Consider the following 22,109-nt stretch of genomic DNA (forward strand, 5'->3'; position numbering starts at 1 on the left):
TTCAGGCGTGTTCGCGGGCTTCGCCCGCACCGTGCAGATTGGCATCGCAACGGCCGCACAGTTCCGGATGCTCCGGATTGCTGCCGACGTCCGCGCGGTAATGCCAGCAGCGGGCGCACTTGGCATGGGCGCTCGGCGTCGCCGTAACGCCCTGCTCCGCCTCGCTCGCCGCCTTCTTCAACGTCGCGGCCGAGGTGATCAGCACGAAGCGCAGATCGTCACCCAACGACGCGAGGTCGTCGTGCAGTTCGCCAGCGGCGCGCACCTCGACCTCGGCCTGCAGCGACGAACCGATGCCGCCTTCCGAACGCAGCGTCTCCAGCACGCGGGCCGATTCCGCACGCAGCGCACGGATACGCGTCCAGCGCGCCATCAGGGCCGCCTCGTCCGCCTGTTCCGGCAGCTCGTGCCAGGTGGTCAGCATGACGCTGTCGGCCGACTTGTCGCCGAGCACGGTCCAGATTTCCTCGGCAGTGAAGGCCAGCACCGGCGCCATCAACCGCACCAGGGTCTGAGTGATGTGCCACAGCGCCGACTGCGCGGAGCGGCGGGCGTGCGAGCCGGCTGCGGTGGTGTAGAGCCGGTCCTTCAGCACGTCGAGGTAGAAGGCACCAAGATCTTCCGACGCGAAGTGCTGCAGCGCCTGCACCACGCGGTGGAATTCGTACTGCTCGTAATCGGCGGTCACGCGCGCCTGCAGGTCGCGCGTCAGCGCCAACGCATAGCGGTCGATGGTCAGCCACTGGTCGGCTGGCAGCATGTCGGCCTGCGCGTCGAAATCGGCGATGTTGGCGAGCAGGAAGCGCACGGTGTTGCGCAGCCGGCGATAGGTTTCGACCACGCGGTCGAGAATTTCCTTCGAGATCGACAGCTCACCCGAATAATCGGTCGAGGCCAGCCACAGGCGCAGGGTTTCGATGCCCAGCTTGTTGCCGACTTCCTGCGGCTCGATGCCATTGCCGAGCGATTTCGACATCTTTCGCCCCTGCGCATCGACCGTGAAGCCGTGCGTCAGCAGCGCCTTGTACGGCGCCTGGCCGTCGATCGCGCAGCCGGTCAACAGCGACGAGTGGAACCAGCCGCGGTGCTGGTCCGAACCTTCGAGATAGAGGTCGGCGACCGGGCCGCCGTCGGTGCGCGCCAGATCGGCGTGCGAACCGCGCAACACATGCCAGTGAGTGGCGCCGGAATCGAACCACACGTCCAGCGTGTCGCTGATCTTCTCGTACTGCGCCGCGTCGGCGCCCAGCAGTTCTGTGGCATCCAGATTGAACCAGGCGTCGATGCCCTCGGCGTCCACCCGCGTGGCCACCGCTTCCATCAGTTCGACCGTGCGCGGATGCAGTTCGCCGCTTTCGCGATGGATGAAGAACGGGATCGGCACACCCCAGTTGCGCTGGCGCGATATGCACCAGTCCGGCCGGTTGGCGATCATCGCGGCCAGCCGCGCCTTGCCCCAGTCCGGGTAGAAAGCGGTGTCCTCGATCGCCTTCAGCGCCGACTCACGCAGGCTGGGGCCACCTTCCGGCTTCAGGTCCATGCCGACGAACCACTGCGCGGTGGCGCGGTAGATCAGCGGCGTCTTGTGGCGCCAGCAGTGCATGTAGCTGTGCTGGATCTTTTCGTGCGAGAACAGCGCGCCGACCTCGGCCAGCTTGTCCACGATGACCGGGTTCGCCTTCCAGATGTGCAGGCCGCCGAAGAAGGGCAGTGACTCGGCATACACACCGTTGCTCTGCACCGGGTTCAGCACGTCGGCCACGGTCAGGCCGTTCTTCATGCAGGAATTGAAGTCGTCCACGCCATAGGCCGGCGCGCAATGCACGATGCCGGTGCCGGCGTCGAGGCCGACGTAGTCCGCCAGAAACACCGGCGACTCGCGCTCGTACAGCGGGTGATGGAAGGCGATGCGCTCCAGCTTGTCGCCGGTCGCGGTGGCCAGCACGCGACCCTCGCGGCCGAAGCGCTTCAGACTCTGTTCGACCAGTGCCTCGGCCAGCACCAGACAGCCGGCGTCGGTCTGCACCAGCGCATACACGTGCTCCGGGTGCATGTTCAGCGCCTGGTTGGCTGGAATGGTCCACGGCGTGGTGGTCCAGATCACCGCATGCACGCTGCCCGCCGGCAGTCCGGCCAGACCGAAGGCGGCGGCCAGACGGCCGCGCTCGCGCTCACTGATCGGGAAGCCGACGTCGACCGCCGGGCTGCCCTTGTCCTGGTACTCGACCTCGGCTTCGGCCAGCGCCGATCCGCAGTCGAAACACCAGTTCACCGGCTTCAGGCCGCGATACACCCAGCCCTTCTTCACCATTTCGGCCAGCGCGCGGATCTCTCCTGCCTCGTTGCCGAAGTCCATCGTGCGGTAGGGCCGGTCCCAGTCGGCCAGCACACCGAGGCGGATGAAACCCTTCTTCTGGATCTCCACCTGCTCGCCGGCAAAGGCGCGGCAAAGCTTGCGCACTTCGGAGGCGGGCAGGTTCTTTCCGTGCTTTTTCTCGATCTGGTGCTCGATCGGCAGGCCGTGGCAGTCCCAGCCCGGCACGTAGGGCGCGTCGAAGCCGGCCAGCGTCTTCGAGCGAACGATGATGTCCTTCAGGATCTTGTTCACCGCGTGCCCGAGGTGGATATCGCCGTTCGCATACGGCGGGCCGTCGTGCAGCACGAACTTCGGACGGCCGGCGGCCTTTTCGCGGATGCGCTTGTAGAGCTGCGTCTGCTGCCACTGCTGAACCCAGCCGGGTTCGCGCTTGGGCAGGTCGCCGCGCATCGGGAAGGCGGTGTCGGGCAGGTTCAGCGTCGTACGGTAATCAGCCATCTTGATCAGCCAGGTTCAGTCTTCGGAAATCGGGTTCTGGGCGAACCACGCGCGGGTGTTCGCCACGTCCTGCGCGATCGCTGCGCGCAGCGCATCCAGGCCTTCGTAGCGCGCTTCATCGCGCAGCTTGTGACAGAAGCGCACGGACACGTGCTGGTCGTAGAGGTCGACCTCGCGGTCCAGCACATAAACCTCGCAGGTCGGGCGCAGCCCGTCGGCAATCGTCGGGCGCACGCCTACGCTGGCTGCGCCCGGCGCATTCACCAGCCCGCCGCCGGTGACCGTCGCCGCATAGATGCCGGACAGCGGCAGCGAGCGGTGCTTGAGCTGGATGTTGGCGGTCGGGAAACCGAGCTGGCGACCGATCTTCTGCCCGTGCTCGACGCGACCGCTGATCGCGTAGGGGCGGCCGAGCAGGCGTTCCGCGCGCGCCAGATCGCCCTGCTCCAGCGCTTCGCGCACGGCGGAACTGGAGGCGCGCTCGCCACCGATCTCGACCGTGTCCATGCTCGCCACCGAGAAGCCATGCTGTTCGCCGGCCGCGCGCAGGCGTTCGAAATCGCCTTCGCGGCCGCGACCGAAGCGGAAATCGTCGCCGATGATGAGGTGGCGCACCGCCAGTCCGCGCACCAGCAGCTCGTCGATGAAGGCCTGCGCGCCGAGCGCGGCGAAGCGCGCGTTGAAGCGACACACATAGACGCGATCAACGCCTGCCCGGCGGAACAGCTCGAGCTTCTCGCGCAGGCTGGTCAGCCGCGTTGGCCGGCGTTCGTGCATGAAGAACTCGCGCGGGTGCGGTTCGAAGGTCATCACCGCGGCCGGTACGCCGAGCGCGCGCGCCTTCTCCGACAGTTGCGCGAGCAATGTCTGGTGACCGAGGTGCACGCCATCGAAATTGCCGATGGTCAGCGCGATCGGGGTGTCTGCGACGGACGGGATTGCGCGGAAGACCTGCACGAAAAGAGGGATGCGCGTGAAAAACGCGCAAGTATACCTGTGCACGTCGTGGTGCCGGGAGTGGGACTCGAACCCACACACCTTGCGGCGGCGGATTTTGAATCCGCTGCGTCTACCGATTCCGCCATCCCGGCAGGGAAGAGGGCCGGATTATGCGGGCGACCGACGCCGTCCGGCAAGTCGCCGGGCGGTACAATGCGCGGTTTTTCGCGCTTCTCCGCCCTGTCCGACGCCGTGCTCACGCTTTCCGACTTCGATTACGACCTGCCCGACGAACTGATCGCGCAGGCGCCACTGCCCGAACGCAGCGCCAGCCGCCTGCTGGTCGTCGGCCGCGACGCGCCGACCGACGCCTGCATCCGCGACCTGCCGCAATGGCTCGACCCCGGCGATCTGCTGGTGTTCAACGACACGCGTGTGATGCACGCCCGCCTGTACGGCCAGAAGGACAGCGGTGGTCAGGTCGAGGTGTTGATCGAGCGGCTGACCGGCGAGCGCGAGGCGCTGGCGCAGGTACGCGCCAGCAAGACGCCCAGACCCGGCAGCCGGTTGCGCATGGAGAACGCCTTCGATCTGGAGGTGCTGGGGCGCGATGGCGAGTTCTTCGTGCTGCGCGGTCCGGCCGACGCACCCCTGCTCGACCTGCTGGAGCGCCACGGCCGCCTGCCGCTGCCGCCCTACATCGACCGCGCGGCGGCGGAAGCCGACGAGGAACGCTACCAGACCGTGTTTGCGCGCGAAACCGGCTCGGTCGCAGCACCCACCGCCGGCCTGCATTTCGACGAAGCGCTGCTGGCTGCGGTCGCCGCGCGCGGCGTGCGCATCGCGCGGGTGACGCTGCATGTGGGCGCCGGCACCTTCCAGCCGGTGCGTGTCGAAAACCTGGCCGAGCACCGGATGCACAGCGAACGCTTCCAGCTGTCGGCCGACACCGCGCAGGCCATCGCTGACACCCGGGCGGCCGGCGGCCGCGTCATCGCCGTCGGCACCACCAGCCTGCGCTGCCTGGAATCGGCGGCCGCCGCCTGTGGCGACGGCCCGCTGACCGCCTGCAGCGGCGACACCCGACTGTTCATCACACCCGGCTACGACTTCCGCGTGATCGACGGCCTGCTTACCAATTTCCACCTGCCGAAATCGACGCTGCTGATGCTGGTGTCGGCGCTGGCCGGCCGGCGCCGCATCTTCGCCGCCTACGCGCACGCGGTGGCGCAGCGCTACCGCTTTTTCAGCTACGGCGACGCCATGTTCATTCCGGCGCGCATGAGGGATTCCGATGAAGTTTGAACTGCTCGCCTCTGACGGCCTCGCCCGCCGCGGCCGCGTCACGCTGGCGCACGGCACCGTGGAAACGCCCGTTTTCATGCCGGTCGGCACCTACGGCACGGTCAAGGGCATGGACCCGGCCGAACTGCAGGACATGGGCGCGCGCATCGTGCTCGGCAACACCTTCCACCTGTGGCTGCGGCCGGGCACCGACATCATCCGCAAGCACGGCGGCCTGCATCGCTTCATGGGCTGGGACCGGCCCATCCTGACCGACTCCGGCGGTTTCCAGGTGTTCTCGCTCGGCGCGCTGCGCAAGATCACCGAAGAAGGCGTGCGCTTTGCCAGCCCGATCAACGGCGACAAGCTCATGCTGACGCCGGAAGAGTCAATGCGCATCCAGCACGACCTGAATTCCGACGTGGTGATGATTTTCGACGAGTGCACGCCCTACCCGGCCGATCACGCGACCGCGGCCGAGTCGATGCGGCTCAGCCTGCGCTGGGCACAGCGCTCGCGCGACGAACACGACAAGCTGGGCAACACGAATGCGCTGTTCGCCATCGTGCAGGGCGGCATGCATGAAGACCTGCGCGACGAGTCGCTCGCCGGGCTGAAGGACATCGGCTTCGACGGCTACGCCATCGGCGGCCTGTCGGTCGGCGAACCGAAGGAGGACATGCAGCGCATCCTCGCGCACACGGCGCCGCGGCTGCCGCAGGACGCGCCGCACTATCTGATGGGGGTCGGCACGCCCGAGGACATCGTGCATGCGATCGGCTACGGCATCGACATGTTCGACTGCGTCATGCCGACCCGCAACGCGCGCAACGGCTGGCTGTTCACCCGCTACGGCGACATCAAGCTGAAGAACGCGCGCTACAAGGACGACACCGCGCCGCTCGACGCCTCCTGCGAGTGCCACACCTGCACGCACTACACGCGCGCCTACCTGCACCACCTGCACCGCTGCAACGAAATGCTGGGCGCGAGACTCAATACGCTGCACAACCTGCACTTCTACCAGCAGTTCACGCGCGAGGCGCGCGAAGCGATCGAGGGCGGACGATACGCTCAGTGGTCGGCTTCCTTCCTGGCCGAACGCATGCGCGGTGTCTGACCCACTCGCAAGGGCCGATATGTGAGCAAATCCTGCCCGCCCGGGCATGTAGGACTCGACTGATATACTCGCGAGCTTTCCAATAAGTCCAACCGGAGACCACCGTGCTCATTTCCCCCGCCTACGCGCAAGCCGCCGGCGCCGCTGATCCCACCGGCGGCATCATGGGCCTGCTGCCCATCGTCCTGATGTTCGTCGTGCTGTGGTTCCTGATGATCCGCCCGCAGATGAAGCGCGCCAAGGAACACAAGTCCATGGTCGAAGCGCTGGCCAAGGGCGACGAGGTCGTCACCCAGGGTGGCGTCGCCGGCCGCATCGTCAAGGTGAGCGACAACTTCATCACCGTCGAGCTGGCACCGAATGTCGAAGTCGCGGTGCAGCGCCAAGCTGTATCGACCGTGCTGCCCAAGGGCACGCTGAAGGCGCTGTAAGCCATTCCGGCCCGGCCGGTGGCGAGCGTCACCGGCATTTCCCCTCCTGATTCCCGCCTCGCAATGAACCGCTACCCGCTCTGGAAAAACGCGCTGGTGATCGTGGCGCTGCTGCTCGGGCTGATCTACACGCTGCCCAACTTCTACGGCGAAGCCCCGGCCGTGCAGGTGTCGACGGCGCGCACCGGCGTCACCATCGACGCTGAACTGATGTCGCAGGTCGAAAACACGCTCAAGCAGGCGTCCATCGCCCACACCGGCCTGACGCTGGACAACAGCGGCGTGCGCGTGCGCCTGGCCGATACCGACACCCAGCTGAAGACGCGTGACGTGCTCGAAAAGGCACTGAACCCCGACGCCAACGACGCACGCTACGTCGTGGCGCTGAACCTGCTGTCGAAATCGCCGACCTGGCTGCGCTCCTTCGGCGCGCTGCCGATGTATCTCGGCCTCGATCTGCGCGGCGGCGTGCACTTCCTGCTGCAGGTCGACATGAAGGGCGCACTGACCAAGCGCGTCGATTCGATGGCCTCGGACCTGCGCACCCAGCTGCGCGAAAAGAACATCCGTCACGGCGGCATCAACCGCGAAGGCGACACGCTCGCGCTGCGTTTCCGCGACGCTGCTGGCCGCGACGCCGCCCGCGGCACAGTCGAGAGCGTGCTGCCCGACATGGCCTGGACGACGAGCGAATCCGGCGCCGACTTCGTGCTGACCGGCCGCATGAAGGAAATCGCCGAGAAGGACATCCGCGAGTCGGCGATCAAGCAGAACATCCTGACGCTGCAGAAGCGGGTGAACGAACTGGGCGTGGCCGAACCCATCATCCAGCAGCAGGGCGCGGACCGCATCGTCGTCCAGCTGCCGGGCGTGCAGGACGTGGCCAAGGCCAAGGACCTGATCGGCCGCACCGCAACGCTGGAGGTGCGCCTGGTCGACCAGGAAGCGATGCTCAGCGGGAACATGGATGGGCTGGAGGTCTATCCCGAGCGCGCACGCAATGGCATCGTGACCCAGGTACCGGTGAAGAAGCAGGTCATCCTGACCGGTGAGCGCTTCGAAACCGCGCAGTCGTCCTTCGACGACGCCAACCGCCCGGCCGTCGCAGTGAAGCTCGATTCGACCGGCGGCCGCATCATGCGCACAGTCACGCGCGAGAACCTGAAGAAGATGATGGCCATCCTGCTGTTCGAGAAGGGCCGCGGCGAGGCCATTTCGGTGGCGACCATCCAGGGCGAGTTCGGTGACCGCTTCCAGATCACCGGCCAGTTCAGCCCGCAGGAAACGAATACGCTGGCCATCCTGATCCGCTCCGGCGCGCTGGCCGCACCGATGGACATCATCGAGGAGCGCGTGATCGGCCCCTCGCTTGGCGCCGAGAACATCGACAAGGGCTTCCACTCGACGCTGTGGGGCTTCATTGCCATCGCCGCGTTCATGATCGTCTACTACATGGTGTTCGGTTTCATCTCGTCCGCGGCGCTGGCCGCCAACCTGCTGTTCCTGATCGCGCTGCTTTCGCTGCTGCAGGCCACGCTGACGCTGCCCGGCATCGCCGCCATCGCGCTGACGCTGGGTATGGCCATCGACGCCAACGTGCTGATCAACGAGCGTATCCGCGAGGAACTGCGCATCGGGGTCAGTCCGCAGGCGGCGATCACCGCCGGCTACGAACGCGCCTGGGCGACCATCCTCGACTCCAACGTGACGACCATGATCGCGGGCCTGGCGCTGCTCATCTTCGGCTCCGGGCCGGTGCGCGGCTTCGCCGTCGTGCATTGCCTCGGCATCCTGACCTCGATGTTCAGTGCCGTGGTGGTGTCGCGCGCACTGGTAAACATGGTCTATGGCCGTGCCCGCAAGCTCGAAAAGCTGTCGATCGGCACCGTCTGGAAACCGGGCGCAGGCGCCTGAACCGCACACAAGGAAAGCTGAACAGCCATGGAATTCTTCCGTATCCGGCGCGACATCCCCTTCATGCGCCACGCGCTGGTGTTCAACGTCATTTCGCTGGTGACCTTCCTGCTCGCGGTGTTCTTCCTCGCCACGCGCGGCCTGCATCTGTCGGTTGAGTTCACCGGCGGCACGCTGATGGAAGTCGCCTACAGCGAGGCAGCCGATCTGAATGCGGTGCGCAAGTCGCTGACCGACAGCGGCTTCAGCGACCCGCAGGTACAGAACTTCGGCACCGCACGCGACGTGCTGATCCGCCTGCCGCTGGTCAAGGACAGCGACTCGGCCAAGGTGAGCCAGCAGGTGATGGCCACGCTGTCGGCCGGCGAGGGCGCGAAGCCCGAACTGCGCCGCGTCGAGTACGTCGGTCCTCAGGTCGGCAAGGAACTGGCCGCCGACGGCTCGCTGGCGCTGATGCTGGTGATCATCGGCATCGTGATCTACCTGGCCATGCGCTTCGAGTGGCGCTTCGCAGTGTCGGCCATCATCGCCAACCTGCACGACGTGGTCATCATCCTCGGCTTCTTCGCCGCCTTCCAGTGGGAATTCTCGCTACCGGTGCTGGCGGCGGTGCTGGCCGTGCTGGGCTATTCGGTGAACGAATCGGTGGTGGTGTTCGACCGCGTGCGCGAAGTGTTCCGCAACGCACGCAAGCGTACGATGAGCGTGCCCGAAGTGCTGGACCACGCGATCACCAGCACGATTTCGCGCACCATCATCACCCACGGTTCGACGCAGATGATGGTGCTGTCGATGCTGCTGTTCGGTGGCGAGGCGCTGCACTACTTCGCGGTCGCGCTGACCATCGGCATCTGCTTCGGCATCTACTCGTCGGTGCTGGTCGCCTGCCCGCTGGTCATGTGGCTGGGCGTCAAGCGCGAGCAACTGGCGAAACCGGTCAAGCAGAAGCAGGAAGCTGTGGTCTGAGAACCGACCCTGCGCCCAAAAAGAAACCCGGCCGCGGCCGGGTTTCTTTTTGTCTATCGGCTGCGATCAGGGCTGGGCGAACACCTGCTTCACGCGCAAGGTCTGGCCGCTGTCGATCAGCGCGATCAGGCGGTCGATGTTCGGGTGCTTGCCCGGATTGGCCCGCGCATCAACGGTGTGCTCGGCGTAGATGTCCAGCGCCTGCTTCGCCGCATCGGGCGTGATCGCACCGTGAAGCTGGGCGAGGTGGTTGTAGACCGCCAGCGAGCCGGCCTGGCCGGGCTTGTTCTCGATGGTGGCGACCACGTCGCCGGCCGCGTCCAGAAGCTGCAGCGCCGACAGGTGCGACACGCCGGGCAGCGTCTTCAGGGTTTCAGCAAAACTCATCTTCGTTTCTCCGCAATCAATCAGATGGCACGGGCCAGACGGGCCGCATCGCCGATATAGCTCGCCGGCGTCATCGCCAGCAGACGGTCGCGCTCGGCCTGCGGCAGGTCGAGCTTGGCGATGAAGGCCTGCAGGCCTTCGCGCGTGATGCCGCGGCCACGCGTCAGTTCCTTCAGCTGTTCGTACGGATTGGGGATGCCGTAGCGGCGCATGACGGTCTGCACCGGCTCGGCCAGCACTTCCCAGCAGGCATCGAGGTCGGCCGCCAGCGCCGCCGGTTCGGCCAGCAGCTTGCCCAGACCGCGCGACAGAGAATCCAGCGCCAGCAAGCTGTAGCCAAAGGCCACGCCCATATTGCGCAGCACGGTCGAGTCGGTCAGGTCGCGCTGCATGCGCGACACCGGCAGCTTTTCCGACAGGTGGCGCAGCACCGCGTTGGCGAGGCCCAGATTGCCCTCGGCGTTCTCGAAGTCGATCGGGTTCACCTTGTGCGGCATGGTTGAACTGCCGATCTCGCCCTCCTTCAGCTTCTGCTTGAAGTAGCCGAGCGAGATGTACATCCAGAAGTCGCGCGCCGCGTCGAGCAGGATGGTGTTGGCGCGGCCCATCGCGTCGAACAGCTCGGCCATCGCGTCGTGCGGCTCGATCTGGATTGTGTAGGGGTTGAATTCGAGACCGAAGGATTCGATGAATTCGCGGTTGAACTGCGACCAGTCGACATCCGGGTAGGCGGACAAGTGGGCGTTGTAGTTGCCGACGGCGCCATTGAACTTGGCAGTCAGGCTGACGGCGGCGATGCGCGCGCGGGCGCGCATCAGGCGTGCGGCGATATTGGCCATCTCCTTGCCCAGCGTGGTCGGGCTGGCCGGCTGACCGTGCGTGCGCGACAGCATCGGAACGTCGGCCAGTTCGTGCGCCATGCCGCGCAGGCGTTCGATCACGGCGTCGAGCGCAGGCAGCAGCACCTCGGTGCGCGCTTCGTTCAGCATCAGCGCGTGCGACACGTTGTTGATGTCTTCTGAGGTACAGGCGAAGTGGATGAATTCGGACACGCCGGTCACTTCCGCGTTCTTCGCCAGACGTTCCTTCAGCCAGTACTCCATCGCCTTCACGTCGTGATTGGTGCGCGCCTCGATGGTCTTGATCGCGGCGGCGTCATCGACGCTGAAATCGCGGATGACCGCAGCGAGCTCGTCCAGCGTGGCCTGCGAGAATGCCTTCACCTCGGCGATCTGCGGACTGGCGGCCAGCGCGCACAGCCAGGCGATTTCGACGCGGACGCGGTTGCGGATCAGGCCGTACTCGCTGAAATGGCCGCGCAGCGGGTCGAGCTTGGCAGCGTAGCGGCCGTCCAGCGGCGACAGCGCGGAAAGGGTGTGGGCACTCATGAGGAAACCTGCGGAAAGAAGGGAAAGGGATTGCACGGCGCACACGCGTCGTGCAACGCAGCACGAATTTTATCATGTGCTTACGGTGGCTCCGGCGTGGCCACCGTAAGCGGGACGCTATAATTCCGGCGTCGTCAAACGGTGCTGTCCATGAAACTCGTCGGTTCCCTCACCAGCCCCTACGTGCGCAAGACGCGTGTCGTGCTCGCCGAAAAGAAGATCGATTGCGAATTCGTGATCGACTCGCCCTGGGTGGACAACAGCGGCGTGCCCGATCTGAACCCGCTGGGCAAGATTCCTGTGCTGCTGCTCGATGACGACACCCGCCTGTTCGATTCGCGCGTGATCGTCGAATACCTCGACGGTGTGGCGCCGAACAACAAGCTGCTGCCGTCGACCGCGCGCGAACGCGCGCTGGTCAAGCGCTGGGAGGCACTGGCCGACGGCATGACCGACGCCGCGGTGACCATCGTGCTCGAGCGCCGCCGCCCGGACGACGAACGCAGCGCAGGCTGGATCGCCCGCCACCGCGTCAAGATCGACCGCGCGCTGGTCGCACTGGCGGAAGACCTCGGCGACGGGGCCTGGTGCCACGGAAACGGCATTACGCTGGCCGACATCGCGGTCGGTTGTGCGCTCGGCTACCTCGATTTCCGCATGCCTGAGCTGGACTGGCGTGCCGCCCATCCCAATCTCGCCCGCCTGCAGGAAAAACTGATGCAGCGCCCCTCGCTGGCTGATACGGTGCCGCACGAGTAAGCAACGATGGTCCGGCGCGCCGCGCGGCCGGACCTCGAAGGCGGCGTTCAGGCCGCTGGCGTGGCCCCGGTGATGATGCCGCCGCCCAGGCACACCTTGCTCTCATAAACCACGACGCTCTGCCCCGGCGTCACCGCCCACTGCGGCTCGGCGAACACGATTTCACAGCGTTCGGCATCCACCGCGTCGATGCTGCACGGCGCGTCCGGCTGGCGGTAGCGCGTCTTCGCCGCATACACCCAGTGCGTGTGCGGCGGGCGGCCCGACACCCAGGAAAGGTCGCTCGCCACCAAGCTGCCCGACAGCAGGGCCGGGTGGTCGTGGCCGCGCACGACGTAGAGCACGTTCTTGTCCATGTCCTTGCGCGCCGAGTACCAGGCCTCGTGCTCGCCGGCGTCGTCCGCCATGCCCTTCAGGCCGCCGATACCCAGGCCCTTGCGCTGGCCTATCGTGTGATACATCAGGCCCTCGTGCCGGCCGAGCACGCGTTCGCTGTCCAGATCGCGGATCTCGCCCGGCGTGACCGGCAGATAGCGCTGCAGGAATTCGCGGAACGGCCGCTCGCCGACGAAACAGATGCCGGTCGAATCCTTCTTCGCTGCATTCGCCAACCCGGCATCGGCGGCGATGCGGCGCACGTCGCGCTTGTACAGGTGACCGACCGGAAACATCGTGCGCGACAGCTGCGCCTGATTCAGCCGGTGCAGGAAATAGCTCTGGTCCTTGGTGCCGTCTTCGCCCTTCAGCAGCTGAAAGCTGCCCTCGAACTCGCGTACCTGCGCGTAGTGGCCGGTCGCGATGCGGGTCGCACCCAGCTGCATCGCGTGGTCGAGAAAGGCGGTGAACTTGATCTCGGCATTGCACAGCACGTCCGGATTCGGCGTGCGGCCGGCCTGGTACTCACGCAGGAAGCTGGCGAACACGCGGTCCTTGTACTCGGCCGAGAAGTTGACGACCTCCAGTTCCATGCCGATCACATCGGCGGCCGATACGGCATCGATCAGGTCCTGCCGGGTCGAACAGTAGTCGTCGGTGTCGTCGTCTTCCCAGTTCTTCATGAACAGGCCGACCACCTTGTAGCCGGCCTGCTTCAGCAGCAGCGCCGATACCGACGAATCGACGCCGCCGGACATGCCGACGACGACGGTTTCGCCATTTCCGGGTGCAATACCCGCCAGTGCCTCATTCATCCGGGTAGCCCCCATCCTTCCATTCTTCGATATCCATCACGACCGCCGGTTCGGCATGGTCGCGAAACCAGGTGTCGACGGCCCAGCGGCCGCCACCGTCGTTCTGTTCAATTGTCGCGCTGAAGTGCTGCATGATGAGCCAGCTGCGTCGCCGCTCGATGCCGGCTGCACGGTGGAAGCGCAGCGCGCCCGCCGCCTGCAGCGCTTCCAGCATGCGCTCCGTGGTTTGCGCATGATCGATGCAGTCCATGCGTCCGTAAGCACCGTCGTCGAGGAAATCGCCTGCGCGGTCGACGTGGATGGGCGACTGTTCGCCGGCCCAGCGGTACATGCGGGCGACGGCGTCCTGCAGCCGCAGACGCTCTTCCGCCGCATCGGCCGCCAGCATAAGTTCGTTGCGCAGCGACCGCATGTGCGCCTCACTGTAGAGGACGGTCTGCGTCGTCAGGCAGCTGTAGTTGAAGCAGACGTCGAGGGCAGTCGCGTGATCCGCGCGTGCGACCGTCACGCTCAGCAGCAGCGTCAGCAGGCAAGCGGCACGGTGCATCAGGAAAAGTGCCGCACGACCGTCAGCGGCAGACGGACGCCAGCCAGCCAGTCCTGCACGCAGGCCCACACCAGCGGACTGCGATGCCGGGCACGACTGGCCTCGATTTCGGCCGGCGTCATCCAGATCGCGCGGACGATACCGTCGTCCAACGCGCGTCCGGCGATCTGCTCGCCGGCGTCGCCGGCAAAGGCAAAGCGCAGATAGGTCACCTCGCCGTCCGGCCGTCGCCACTGGTACACGCCGACCAGTTCGCGCGGCACGAAGGGGTGTGCGGTTTCCTCTATGGCCTCGCGTGCGCAGGCGTCCACCAGCGATTCGCCCTCTTCGAGATGGCCGGCGGGCTGGTTCAGCATGAGTCCGCCGGAGGTGTGCTCTTCCACCATCAGGAAGCGGCCGCGATCTTCCATCAGCGCAGCCACGGTGACGTTGGGTTTCCAGATACGTTCGCTCATGCGGTGATTTTAACGCGGCGGCTACGCCAAGACCGCCGCCGAACGGCCGGCTTCGGCTAAAATCATTGGTTTACCGCAATCTCTGGAGTGTTTCCCATGTCGATGGCCGACCGCGACGGTTTTATCTGGTACGACGGCAAGATGGTGCCCTGGCGCGAGGCCACCACGCACGTACTGACGCATTCCCTGCACTACGGTCTGGCGGTCTTCGAAGGCGTACGCGCCTACAACACGGAAATCGGCACCGCCATCTTCCGTCTCAAGGAACACACCGACCGGCTGTTCAATTCGGCGCACATCTACATGATGAAGATGCCCTACAGCCGCGAAGAACTGATGGAAGCGCAGCTCGAAGTGGTGCGCGCCAACAAGCTGGAGTCCTGCTACATCCGCCCGATCGCCTTCTTCGGCTCGGAAAAGATGGGCATTTCGACCCGCGGCGCCTCGGTGCACGTGTCGATCGCAGCCTGGCCCTGGGGTGCCTACCTCGGTGAGGATGGTCTGAAGCGCGGCATCCGCGTGAAAACCTCGTCCTACTCGCGCCACCACGTCAACGTGTCGATGTGCCGCGCCAAGTATTCCGGTACCTACGCGAATTCCATCCTCGCCAACATGGAAGCGACCGAACACGGCTACGACGAAGCGCTGCTGCTTGACGTCGATGGTTTCGTCGCCGAGGGTGCGGGCGAGAATCTGTTCGTGATCAAGGACAACAAGATCTACGAACCGGAAATCGCGTCGGCGCTGGTCGGCATCACGCGCGCGTCGGTGATCGAGATCGCCGCCGAACTGGGTTACCAGGTGGTGTCGAAGCGCCTGACCCGCGACGACATCTACACCGCCGACGAAGCTTTCTTCACCGGCACCGCCGCCGAGGTGACGCCGATCCGCGAACTGGACGGCCGCATCATCGGTGCCGGCAGCCGTGGCCCGGTCACCGAAAAGATTCAGGCCCGTTTCTTCGACGTGGTGAACGGCCGCGCGCCGGAATACCACCGCTGGCTCACCAGGATCTGAACCGGTGCGCGGCGCTTGCCGCGCACCTTTCCCGTTCCGCGGCGCTTGCGCGCCCTCTCCCTGTCCGGAGCACATTGAAATGACCCAAGCCGGTAACGATTCCAGCCGCGACCACGCACGCGAAATCGAAGTCAGCGCGAACGACCTTCCGCTGCATTGCCCGCTGCCCGGTGCGCCGCTGTGGGCGCGCCACCCGCGCGTCTTCCTCGACGTGACCAAGACCGGGCAGGCCGCCTGTCCGTACTGCGGCACCCGCTACAGCTATCACGGTCCGGCGATCGCCGGCCACTGAGCGGCGCGCGGATGGAAGTCCAGCGCAAGACCTTCTTCGCCTCGGCCCAGGAGGCGGAAACCGCCTTCTACGACGCACGCAACCGCGGCGACATCGAAGGCATGATGGCCGTGTGGGCCGACGAGGATGACATCGTGTGCATCCTCGCCGGCTGCCAGCGCGCCAGCGGCTACGAAGCGGTGCGCGAAGCGTGGCGGCGCAGCTTTGCCGCTGCGCACGCCGATGTGCGCATCGGTAATGCGCTGGTCATCCAGGGCGCGCTGCAGGCCATCCACAGCGTGCAGGAAACGGTCACCGTGGCGGGCGAGCGCCAGCCGCGGCCGCTGCTGGCGGTGACCAATGTGTACGCGCGCGGGCCGCTCGGCTGGCATATGGTGCTGCACCACGCGTCGTCGCTGCCGGCCGCGCACGACGTCGGCGACGCGCCGAAGATCCTTCACTGACACGCGCGCCCGGCGTGACCGCCCCGCCACCCTTCCGTCCCGCATCGTGGCTGCCCGGCGGCCACGCACAGACCATCTGGCCGCGCTTCATTCCGCAGGCCATGCCGACGCTCGTACGCGAACGCCTCGATACGCCGGACGGCGATTTCGTCGACATCGACTGGCTGCCACGGCAGGCCACCCAGCCGCTGGTGCTTCTGTTTCACGGGCTCGAAGGCAGTTCCGGCAGTCATTACGCGAAGGCGCTCATGCATGCGCTGGCCGCGCGCGGCTGGAACGGCGCGGTCGTCCATGCGCGCGGCTGTTCGGGCGAGCCGAACCGACTGCTGCGCGCCTACCACTCAGGCGACAGCGCCGAACTCGACTGGCTGCTCCCGCGTGTCGTTCCGCGCAACGAGGGCCGACCGGTGTACGCCGTCGGCGTGTCGCTGGGCGGCAACGTGCTGTGCAAATGGCTGGGTGAGCAGGGGCAGGCGGCCTCGAAGTGGCTCACCGCCGCCGCCTCCGTCTGCGCACCGGTCGACCTGGGCGCTGCTGGCCGAGCGCTGGACGAGGGCTTCAACCGCGTCTACACGCAGTATTTCCTGCGCACGATGAAACCGCGCGCGCTGCTCAAGGCGCAGCGTTTCCCCGGCCTGCTGGACGAGGCAGCGATCGCCGCCTGCAATTCGATCCGCGCCTTCGACGACGCGGTCACTTCGCAGATCCACGGTTTCCGTGACGCCGACGACTACTGGACGCGCTGTGCATCACGCCCGCTGCTGAAGGCGGTGCGCACGCCGCTGCTGCTGCTGCAGGCACTGAACGATCCGATGGTGCCCGCCTGGTCGCTCGCCACACCCGATCTGCTGTCGTCCGACGTGCGACCGGAATACACCGCGCAGGGTGGCCACGTCGGTTATGTCAGCGGCGCGCCGAAAGGGCGACTCGACTGGCTGCCGCAGCGCGTGCTGCACTTTTTCGAGCGCGGCGACTGACCCGCATCAGGCTGCGCCTGCAACCATGCTCAGCGCGACAGCCTCGGCCACCTCGATCCCATCGACCGCCGCCGACAGGATGCCACCGGCGTAGCCCGCACCCTCGCCCGCCGGAAAAAGGCCACGCGTATTCAGACTCTGGTAGCTGACCGGATCGCGTTTGATGCGTATCGGTGACGAGGTGCGCGTCTCGACACCGGTCAGTACGGCGTCGTGCCGGCCGAAGCCTTTGATCTGTCGATCGAAGGCCGGGAAGGCCTCGCGCATTGCGGTGATCGCGTATTCCGGCAGCGCGCTGGCCAGGCTGCCCAAAGTAACGCCCGGCTTGTAGCTCGGCTCCACCTCGCCCAGCGTCTTGGACGGGCGACCGGCGACGAAATCGCCCACCAGCTGACCGGGCGCGTTGTAGTCGCCGCCACCCAGTTCGAAGGCGCGCGATTCCAGCGCGCGCTGCAGGTCGATGCCGGCCAGCGGATGACCGGGGTAGTCCTGTTCCGGCGAAATGCCGACCACGATGCCGGCGTTCGCGTTGCGCTCGTTGCGCGAATACTGGCTCATGCCATTGGTCACCACGCGGCCCTCTTCCGAGGTCGCGGCCACCACCGTGCCGCCCGGGCACATGCAGAAGCTGTAGACCGAGCGGCCGTTCTTTGCGTGATGCACCAGCTTGTAGTCGGCGGCGCCCAGTACCGGATGACCGGCGAAGTCGCCGAAGCGCGCGCGGTCGATCAGGCTCTGCGGATGTTCGACCCGGAAGCCGACCGAAAAGGGTTTCGCTTCGATGTACACGCCGCGATCATGCAGCATGCGGAAGGTGTCACGCGCGCTGTGGCCGATGGCCAGCACCACGTGGCCGGTGGCGATTTCCGTGCCGTCGGCCAGTTTCACGCCATGCACCGCGCCATCCTCGATCACGATGTCCTCGACCCGCGCCTGGAAGCGGATCTCGCCGCCCAGCGACTCGATCTCGGCACGGATCTTCTCGACCATGCCGACCAGCCGGAAGGTGCCGACGTGCGGCTTGCTCACGTACAGGATCTCTTCCGGCGCGCCGGCCTTGACGAACTCGTTCAGCACCTTGCGGCCGTAGTGCTTCGGATCCTTGATCTGGCTGTACAGCTTGCCGTCGGAAAAAGTACCGGCCCCGCCCTCGCCGAACTGCACGTTCGATTCCGGGTCGAGTACCCGCTTGCGCCACAGGCCCCAGGTGTCCTGGGTGCGCTCGCGCACCGCGCGACCGCGTTCCAGCACGATGGGGCGGAAACCCATCTGCGCCAGCACCAGCGCCGCCATGAAGCCGCACGGCCCCATGCCGATCACGACAGGACGTTCCGCCAGCCCGTCAGGCGCGCGAGCGACGAACCGGTACGCGGTGTCCGGCGTCGGCTGCAGGTGCGGCGACGGCTTCTGCGCCTTCATCACCGCGGCTTCATCACGCAGCTCGACGTCCAGTGTGTAGATCAGGTGGATGGCGGAACGACGGCGCGCGTCGTAGCCACGGCGGAACACATGGACGGCGAGCAGGTCAGCGTCGGGAATGTTCAGCCGCTCCAGCACGGCGGCGCGCAACGCCGCCTCCGGGTGGTCCAGAGGGAGTTTGATTTCGGTCAGTCTGAGCATCGAGGCAGGGCCTTGTCTATAAGCCAGCCCGTGAGTGTACCCGTTCGCCGTGGCAGTCCGGAAACCGCCTGTCGTCTTCAGCCGGTGAGTCTCCCGTCGCGCAGACCGCGCGCGCACTCACGCAGCTCAATGCGCAGCGCCTGCAGCCGCTCGCCGATGAGCCGGGCGGCCGTCATGGCTTCGGCCTTGCCGCACATGAACACATCCACCGCCGCATAGCCGTGTTCCGGCCAGGTGTGGATGCTGATGTGCGATTCGGCCAGCAGCAGCACGCCGGTCACGCCGAGACCGGGGCCAAAAGGGTGGAAATGGCCGCCGAGGACATGAGCGCCGGCCGCACGGGCCGCCTCATCGAGCACCCCCTCGATCCGCGCGAGGTCGGAAAGCAGATCAGGCTCGACGCCATGCAGGTCGAGCAGCACGTGCAGGCCGATCGGTGGCACGCTCATTTGTGACCCGACCCCCAGGACGAGCCGGACCCTGAACCGGACGAATAGGAGCGCGAGCGACCGCCGTCATCGTCGTCACCATTGATGGCCAGACTGATGACCAGCAGAACCATCGCATAAAGACCGAATGCCAGGCGCCCCATGGTTCAGCCTTCTCCCTCGTCGCCGGATTGCGTCGGTATCCATAGCAGGAACACGAGAACACCGGTCACCATCATTGCATCGACGTTGAAGGGCAGCATGTAGCGCAGGTTCATCACCACGATGAGCACCGTGAACACCCAGGCGACCGGTCGCAGCGCCGCCTTGCCGCCGCCGGATGGCGCGACCTCGGCCGCGCGTCGGCCGCGCGCGATCGTGGCGAGCTTGCGGCCGGCCCAGCTGACCACGGTATCGGTCTCCACGGGCTTGGCCTGCGACCAGCCCATTTCATGCGCGCCCCGTTCCAGATTGAGCACCCACTTTCCGCTCACGTATTCGCCAATCTCGGTGCGATCACCGACGCGCGCAAACCACGGAAAGGCCCCCACCACCGCCCGTACTTCCGCGCGATAGAGGTAACGGCGGGTGTAACGCAGGCCGCGCAATTCGACCGAGGTGTCGGTGAAGGACTCCGGCCAGTCGTCCAGCACCTGTGCCTGCTGCCAGCCCTCCTGCGTTTCGATCAGCCACTGGAAACCGTGCATCGGCGCAAACAGCAGGTATTCGTACCAGTCGGGTTCAGCGGCGTCGTCGGGCACGCCGCTGCGCATCCACCCCATCAGCCGCCAAGCGACACCGTCGATGGTGAGTGTTTCGCCTGCCTGCAGCGTGGCACCCACCGCTGTGACGTCGGCCACCTCCCGCTGCACCACTTCGGCCTGCCCGGCCGCCAGTGAAATCTGCGAGCGGCAGGACGGACAGGTCAGGTGCTGGGTCGCGCCGGGCACCACCGCCGCCGGCGCGCCGCACACCGGACAGATGAGCGTCGATACGCCGCCATGCAGCCGGCCGGCCCGCGACACCACCGCGTCCGGGTCACGCAGGTGCTGCGCACGAAGTGCGGACAGCGTGACCGCCTTGCCGCGATACGCGACCGGCGGCAGATCGGAATAGTCCAGCGTCAGGAATTCGTCGCGATGGCGGTAATCGATGACGCGCGCCACCCAGCGCGCATCGACCGGAAAGGGCAGCTCACCCTCGGCGGCCACGCATTCGGCCTTGCGGATATCCGCCGCGTGCCAGAACACGCCACCGTGCGACCAGCGGTTGCCGGGCTCGACCTTGTCGAACAGCGGCGGACCGACCGCATCGCCATCCGGCCGGGTCAGCACGAACTGCCCGCCGAAATCACCCAGCCAGCCGCTGCTGCCGTCGTCGAACAGCAGATGCCACTCGTTCCACACGCCATGCTCGTAGCGCAGCTGGATGCGGCCGACGACGGTGAAACCCTGACCGGCGTGCTGGCCGCTGGTCATGATCTGCACCGGCGAGTGGTCCTCGATCAGCGCCGCCTGCTTGCCGATGTCGCGCACGGCGTCGGCGTCGCGCAGCAGCGTCGTGCGGCAGTAGCCGCACACCGCCATGCGCGAGGCAGCCGAGCGGAATTCGACCGGCGCCCCGCAGCCGGGGCAGGCCGCCTGATACATCGCCACGCGGAAACTCAGCCGCCGGTGATCTGCTTGATCACTTCGGCCTTGGCCGTGTCGTAGTCGGCCTGGGTGATGAGCCCGCCGTCGAGCAGCGACTTCAGCTTGCCGAGCCGCACTTCGGGCGCGTCGGCTGCCGGTGCAGCCGGCGCCGGCGCCGGCGTCGCAGCGCCGGCCTGCGCGCTGCGCATCGCCTCGGTCATCACCTGCCCCATCGAGAGGCCCGCGCCCAGACTGGCGCCGATGCCCGCCAGCCCACCCTCGTTCTGCGCCGCCAGCGGAATCGCATTGGCGGTCTGATACTGCGTGTAGGTGGCCATATTGCCGACCATGCCCATCGAAATGCGGGTGTCGAGCGCCTTCTGCAGTTCTTCCGGCAGAGAGATGCTCTCCACCGCGAAGTTGTCGATCGCCACGCCGTAGCGCTCGAACACCGGCGCCATCGCCGTTTTCATCGCGTCCGACATGACGCCCAGATTGGCCGCCATATCGAGGAAGGGCGCGGCGGAATTGCCGAGCGTGCTGCTCATGGTCGATACGACCAGATTGCGCAGCTGCATTTCGAGGTCTTCGACCGTGTAGGTATCACGCGTACCGCTGATCTCGGTGAAGAACTTCTTCGGGTCGGCCAGCTTGTACGAATACATGCCGAAGGCGCGCAGCCGCACCATGCCGAAATCCTTGTCGCGCACCGTGACCGGTTGCGGCGTGCCCCATTTGCGGCCGAGCTGCAGGCGCGTGCTGAAGAAGTAGACGTCGCTCTTGAAGGGCGACTGGAACAGCTTGTCCCAGTTCTGCAGGTAGGTGAGGATGGGCAGCGTGTTCGTGTTCAGCGTATGCAGGCCGGGACCGAACACGTCAGCCACCTTGCCTTCATTGACGAACACCGCCATCTGCGACTCGCGCACCGTGAGCTTCGCGCCGTACTGGATTTCGAAGTCCTGCATCGGGTAGCGCCAGGCCAGCACGCCATCGCCGTCCTCGTTCCACTGCAGTACGTCGATGAACTGTTTCTTGATGAAATCCCCGATACCCATCGTCAACTCCTCTAGGAAAGACAGGCGGCGTTGATCACGCCGACCACCAGCGATACCGTGCCCATCAGCGCCCCCATCGCCACATTGTTCGCTTCGATCGCCGCCTTCATTTCCGGCAGACTGCGCTCGATCAGCAGATAGGCGGCCATCTGCACCACCGCCGCCAGCGTGCCCCAGGCGATGAACATCAGGTAGTGGTCGTTGTGCAGGATGCTGGACGCGACGGTCAGCGAGAAGCCGATGATGGCGCCGGCCAGCGACAGTGCGGCGGCGGTGCAGCCGCGGCGGATCAGCGGCATTTCGTGGAAGGGCGTGAAGCGTACATAGACGGCCGCGAACAGGCCGACCATGATCAGCCCGGACAGCAGGTGCTTCATGTACAGGTAGAACTGATCCACCGGCAGTTGCGGCATGATTGCGCGTCTCCAACCTTCTGTGCGTTCTGTGCGCA

General features: G+C 66.2%; 22 protein-coding genes and 1 tRNA gene. 10 read left to right on the plus strand and 13 right to left on the minus strand.

What is annotated here, in order from left to right; genetic code table 11:
- Window position 1: 1 nt before the first annotated feature.
- The 3 genes from ileS to AC51BJ_RS12030 all read right to left on the minus strand — a co-directional run bounded on the left by ileS (window position 2) and on the right by AC51BJ_RS12030 (window position 3,906).
- The gene (ileS, locus tag AC51BJ_RS12020) at window positions 2–2,815 is read right to left on the minus strand and encodes an isoleucine--tRNA ligase (RefSeq protein WP_496280377.1); all 2,814 of its coding nucleotides are present in this window, start codon (window positions 2,813–2,815) and stop codon (window positions 2–4) included.
- A gap of 15 nt (window positions 2,816–2,830) precedes the next feature.
- The gene (locus tag AC51BJ_RS12025) at window positions 2,831–3,772 is read right to left on the minus strand and encodes a bifunctional riboflavin kinase/FAD synthetase (RefSeq protein ID WP_019919261.1); all 942 of its coding nucleotides are present in this window, start codon (window positions 3,770–3,772) and stop codon (window positions 2,831–2,833) included.
- 49 nt (window positions 3,773–3,821) lie between these two features.
- Window positions 3,822–3,906, minus strand: a tRNA-Leu gene (locus AC51BJ_RS12030).
- Window positions 3,907–3,967: 61 nt separating this feature from the next.
- Here AC51BJ_RS12030 and queA point away from each other — a divergent pair.
- From queA to secF, 5 genes are all read left to right on the plus strand, one after another.
- A complete protein-coding gene (gene queA, locus AC51BJ_RS12035; protein ID WP_496280378.1) occupies window positions 3,968–5,059 on the plus strand; it encodes a tRNA preQ1(34) S-adenosylmethionine ribosyltransferase-isomerase QueA in 1,092 nt (363 codons plus the stop codon).
- Window positions 5,049–6,158 (plus strand): tRNA guanosine(34) transglycosylase Tgt, encoded by a 1,110-nt coding sequence (gene tgt, locus AC51BJ_RS12040; RefSeq protein WP_430433138.1) that lies wholly within the window; start codon window positions 5,049–5,051, stop codon window positions 6,156–6,158. The genes queA and tgt overlap by 11 nt, the downstream gene beginning before the upstream one ends.
- Window positions 6,159–6,262: 104 nt before the next feature.
- Window positions 6,263–6,589 carry a preprotein translocase subunit YajC gene (yajC, locus tag AC51BJ_RS12045; protein WP_019919264.1) on the plus strand — a complete coding sequence of 109 codons (327 nt, stop codon included), beginning with the start codon at window positions 6,263–6,265 and terminating at the stop codon, window positions 6,587–6,589.
- Window positions 6,590–6,652: 63 nt separating this feature from the next.
- Window positions 6,653–8,503, plus strand: coding sequence for a protein translocase subunit SecD (secD, locus tag AC51BJ_RS12050; protein ID WP_496280379.1), 1,851 nt, complete (start codon window positions 6,653–6,655; stop codon window positions 8,501–8,503).
- Between the two features lie 27 nt (window positions 8,504–8,530).
- Window positions 8,531–9,469: a protein translocase subunit SecF gene (gene secF / locus AC51BJ_RS12055; RefSeq protein WP_304003768.1), complete on the plus strand. Its 939-nt coding sequence runs from the start codon at window positions 8,531–8,533 to the stop codon at window positions 9,467–9,469.
- A gap of 66 nt (window positions 9,470–9,535) precedes the next feature.
- Here the strand turns inward: secF and AC51BJ_RS12060 are convergent, their stop codons facing one another.
- Window positions 9,536–9,856, minus strand: coding sequence for a DUF2322 family protein (locus AC51BJ_RS12060; protein WP_430433136.1), 321 nt, complete (start codon window positions 9,854–9,856; stop codon window positions 9,536–9,538).
- Window positions 9,857–9,876: 20 nt separating this feature from the next.
- Window positions 9,877–11,244, minus strand: a complete 1,368-nt coding sequence (purB, locus tag AC51BJ_RS12065) for an adenylosuccinate lyase (protein WP_496280380.1) — start codon at window positions 11,242–11,244, stop codon at window positions 9,877–9,879.
- Window positions 11,245–11,394: 150 nt separating this feature from the next.
- Between purB and AC51BJ_RS12070 the strand changes: the two genes are divergently transcribed.
- On the plus strand, window positions 11,395–12,003 hold the full coding sequence (locus AC51BJ_RS12070) for a glutathione S-transferase (RefSeq protein ID WP_430433134.1): 609 nt from the start codon (window positions 11,395–11,397) through the stop codon (window positions 12,001–12,003).
- Window positions 12,004–12,050: 47 nt separating this feature from the next.
- On the opposite strand, the gene mnmA is transcribed toward AC51BJ_RS12070, so the two are convergent.
- From mnmA to AC51BJ_RS12085, 3 genes are read right to left on the minus strand one after another with little or no spacing between them, the layout of a single operon-like run.
- Window positions 12,051–13,193 (minus strand): tRNA 2-thiouridine(34) synthase MnmA, encoded by a 1,143-nt coding sequence (mnmA, locus tag AC51BJ_RS12075; protein ID WP_496280381.1) that lies wholly within the window; start codon window positions 13,191–13,193, stop codon window positions 12,051–12,053.
- Window positions 13,186–13,740, minus strand: a complete 555-nt coding sequence (locus AC51BJ_RS12080; protein WP_496280382.1) for a hypothetical protein — start codon at window positions 13,738–13,740, stop codon at window positions 13,186–13,188. The genes mnmA and AC51BJ_RS12080 overlap by 8 nt, the downstream gene beginning before the upstream one ends.
- Entirely contained in the window at window positions 13,740–14,195 is a 456-nt protein-coding gene (locus AC51BJ_RS12085) for an NUDIX hydrolase (protein WP_496280383.1), read from the minus strand. Before AC51BJ_RS12085 ends, AC51BJ_RS12080 begins: the two co-directional genes overlap by 1 nt.
- A gap of 96 nt (window positions 14,196–14,291) precedes the next feature.
- On the opposite strand from AC51BJ_RS12085, the gene AC51BJ_RS12090 reads away from it, so the two are divergent.
- The 4 genes from AC51BJ_RS12090 to AC51BJ_RS12105 all read left to right on the plus strand — a co-directional run bounded on the left by AC51BJ_RS12090 (window position 14,292) and on the right by AC51BJ_RS12105 (window position 16,924).
- Complete coding sequence (locus tag AC51BJ_RS12090) at window positions 14,292–15,212, plus strand: branched-chain amino acid transaminase (RefSeq protein WP_019919273.1); 921 nt, start codon at window positions 14,292–14,294, stop codon at window positions 15,210–15,212.
- 79 nt (window positions 15,213–15,291) lie between these two features.
- A complete protein-coding gene (locus AC51BJ_RS12095; RefSeq protein ID WP_018228380.1) occupies window positions 15,292–15,504 on the plus strand; it encodes a zinc-finger domain-containing protein in 213 nt (70 codons plus the stop codon).
- Between the two features lie 11 nt (window positions 15,505–15,515).
- Entirely contained in the window at window positions 15,516–15,947 is a 432-nt protein-coding gene (locus AC51BJ_RS12100; protein WP_496280384.1) for a YybH family protein, read from the plus strand.
- A gap of 14 nt (window positions 15,948–15,961) precedes the next feature.
- Complete coding sequence (locus AC51BJ_RS12105) at window positions 15,962–16,924, plus strand: hydrolase (protein ID WP_496280385.1); 963 nt, start codon at window positions 15,962–15,964, stop codon at window positions 16,922–16,924.
- Between the two features lie 6 nt (window positions 16,925–16,930).
- On the opposite strand, the gene AC51BJ_RS12110 is transcribed toward AC51BJ_RS12105, so the two are convergent.
- The 5 genes from AC51BJ_RS12110 to AC51BJ_RS12130 all read right to left on the minus strand — a co-directional run bounded on the left by AC51BJ_RS12110 (window position 16,931) and on the right by AC51BJ_RS12130 (window position 22,071).
- Window positions 16,931–18,544 carry an NAD(P)/FAD-dependent oxidoreductase gene (locus tag AC51BJ_RS12110; RefSeq protein ID WP_496280386.1) on the minus strand — a complete coding sequence of 538 codons (1,614 nt, stop codon included), beginning with the start codon at window positions 18,542–18,544 and terminating at the stop codon, window positions 16,931–16,933.
- Between the two features lie 77 nt (window positions 18,545–18,621).
- Window positions 18,622–18,993 (minus strand): adenosylmethionine decarboxylase, encoded by a 372-nt coding sequence (speD, locus tag AC51BJ_RS12115; RefSeq protein ID WP_430433127.1) that lies wholly within the window; start codon window positions 18,991–18,993, stop codon window positions 18,622–18,624.
- A 146-nt stretch (window positions 18,994–19,139) separates the two neighbouring features.
- Window positions 19,140–20,621, minus strand: coding sequence for a DUF4178 domain-containing protein (locus AC51BJ_RS12120; RefSeq protein ID WP_496280405.1), 1,482 nt, complete (start codon window positions 20,619–20,621; stop codon window positions 19,140–19,142).
- Between the two features lie 14 nt (window positions 20,622–20,635).
- Window positions 20,636–21,658, minus strand: a complete 1,023-nt coding sequence (locus AC51BJ_RS12125) for an SPFH domain-containing protein (RefSeq protein ID WP_430433126.1) — start codon at window positions 21,656–21,658, stop codon at window positions 20,636–20,638.
- An 11-nt stretch (window positions 21,659–21,669) separates the two neighbouring features.
- Window positions 21,670–22,071: a DUF350 domain-containing protein gene (locus AC51BJ_RS12130; RefSeq protein ID WP_019919281.1), complete on the minus strand. Its 402-nt coding sequence runs from the start codon at window positions 22,069–22,071 to the stop codon at window positions 21,670–21,672.
- Window positions 22,072–22,109: the final 38 nt, after the last annotated feature.

Source organism: Methyloversatilis sp. S146-33 (assembly GCF_059552495.1).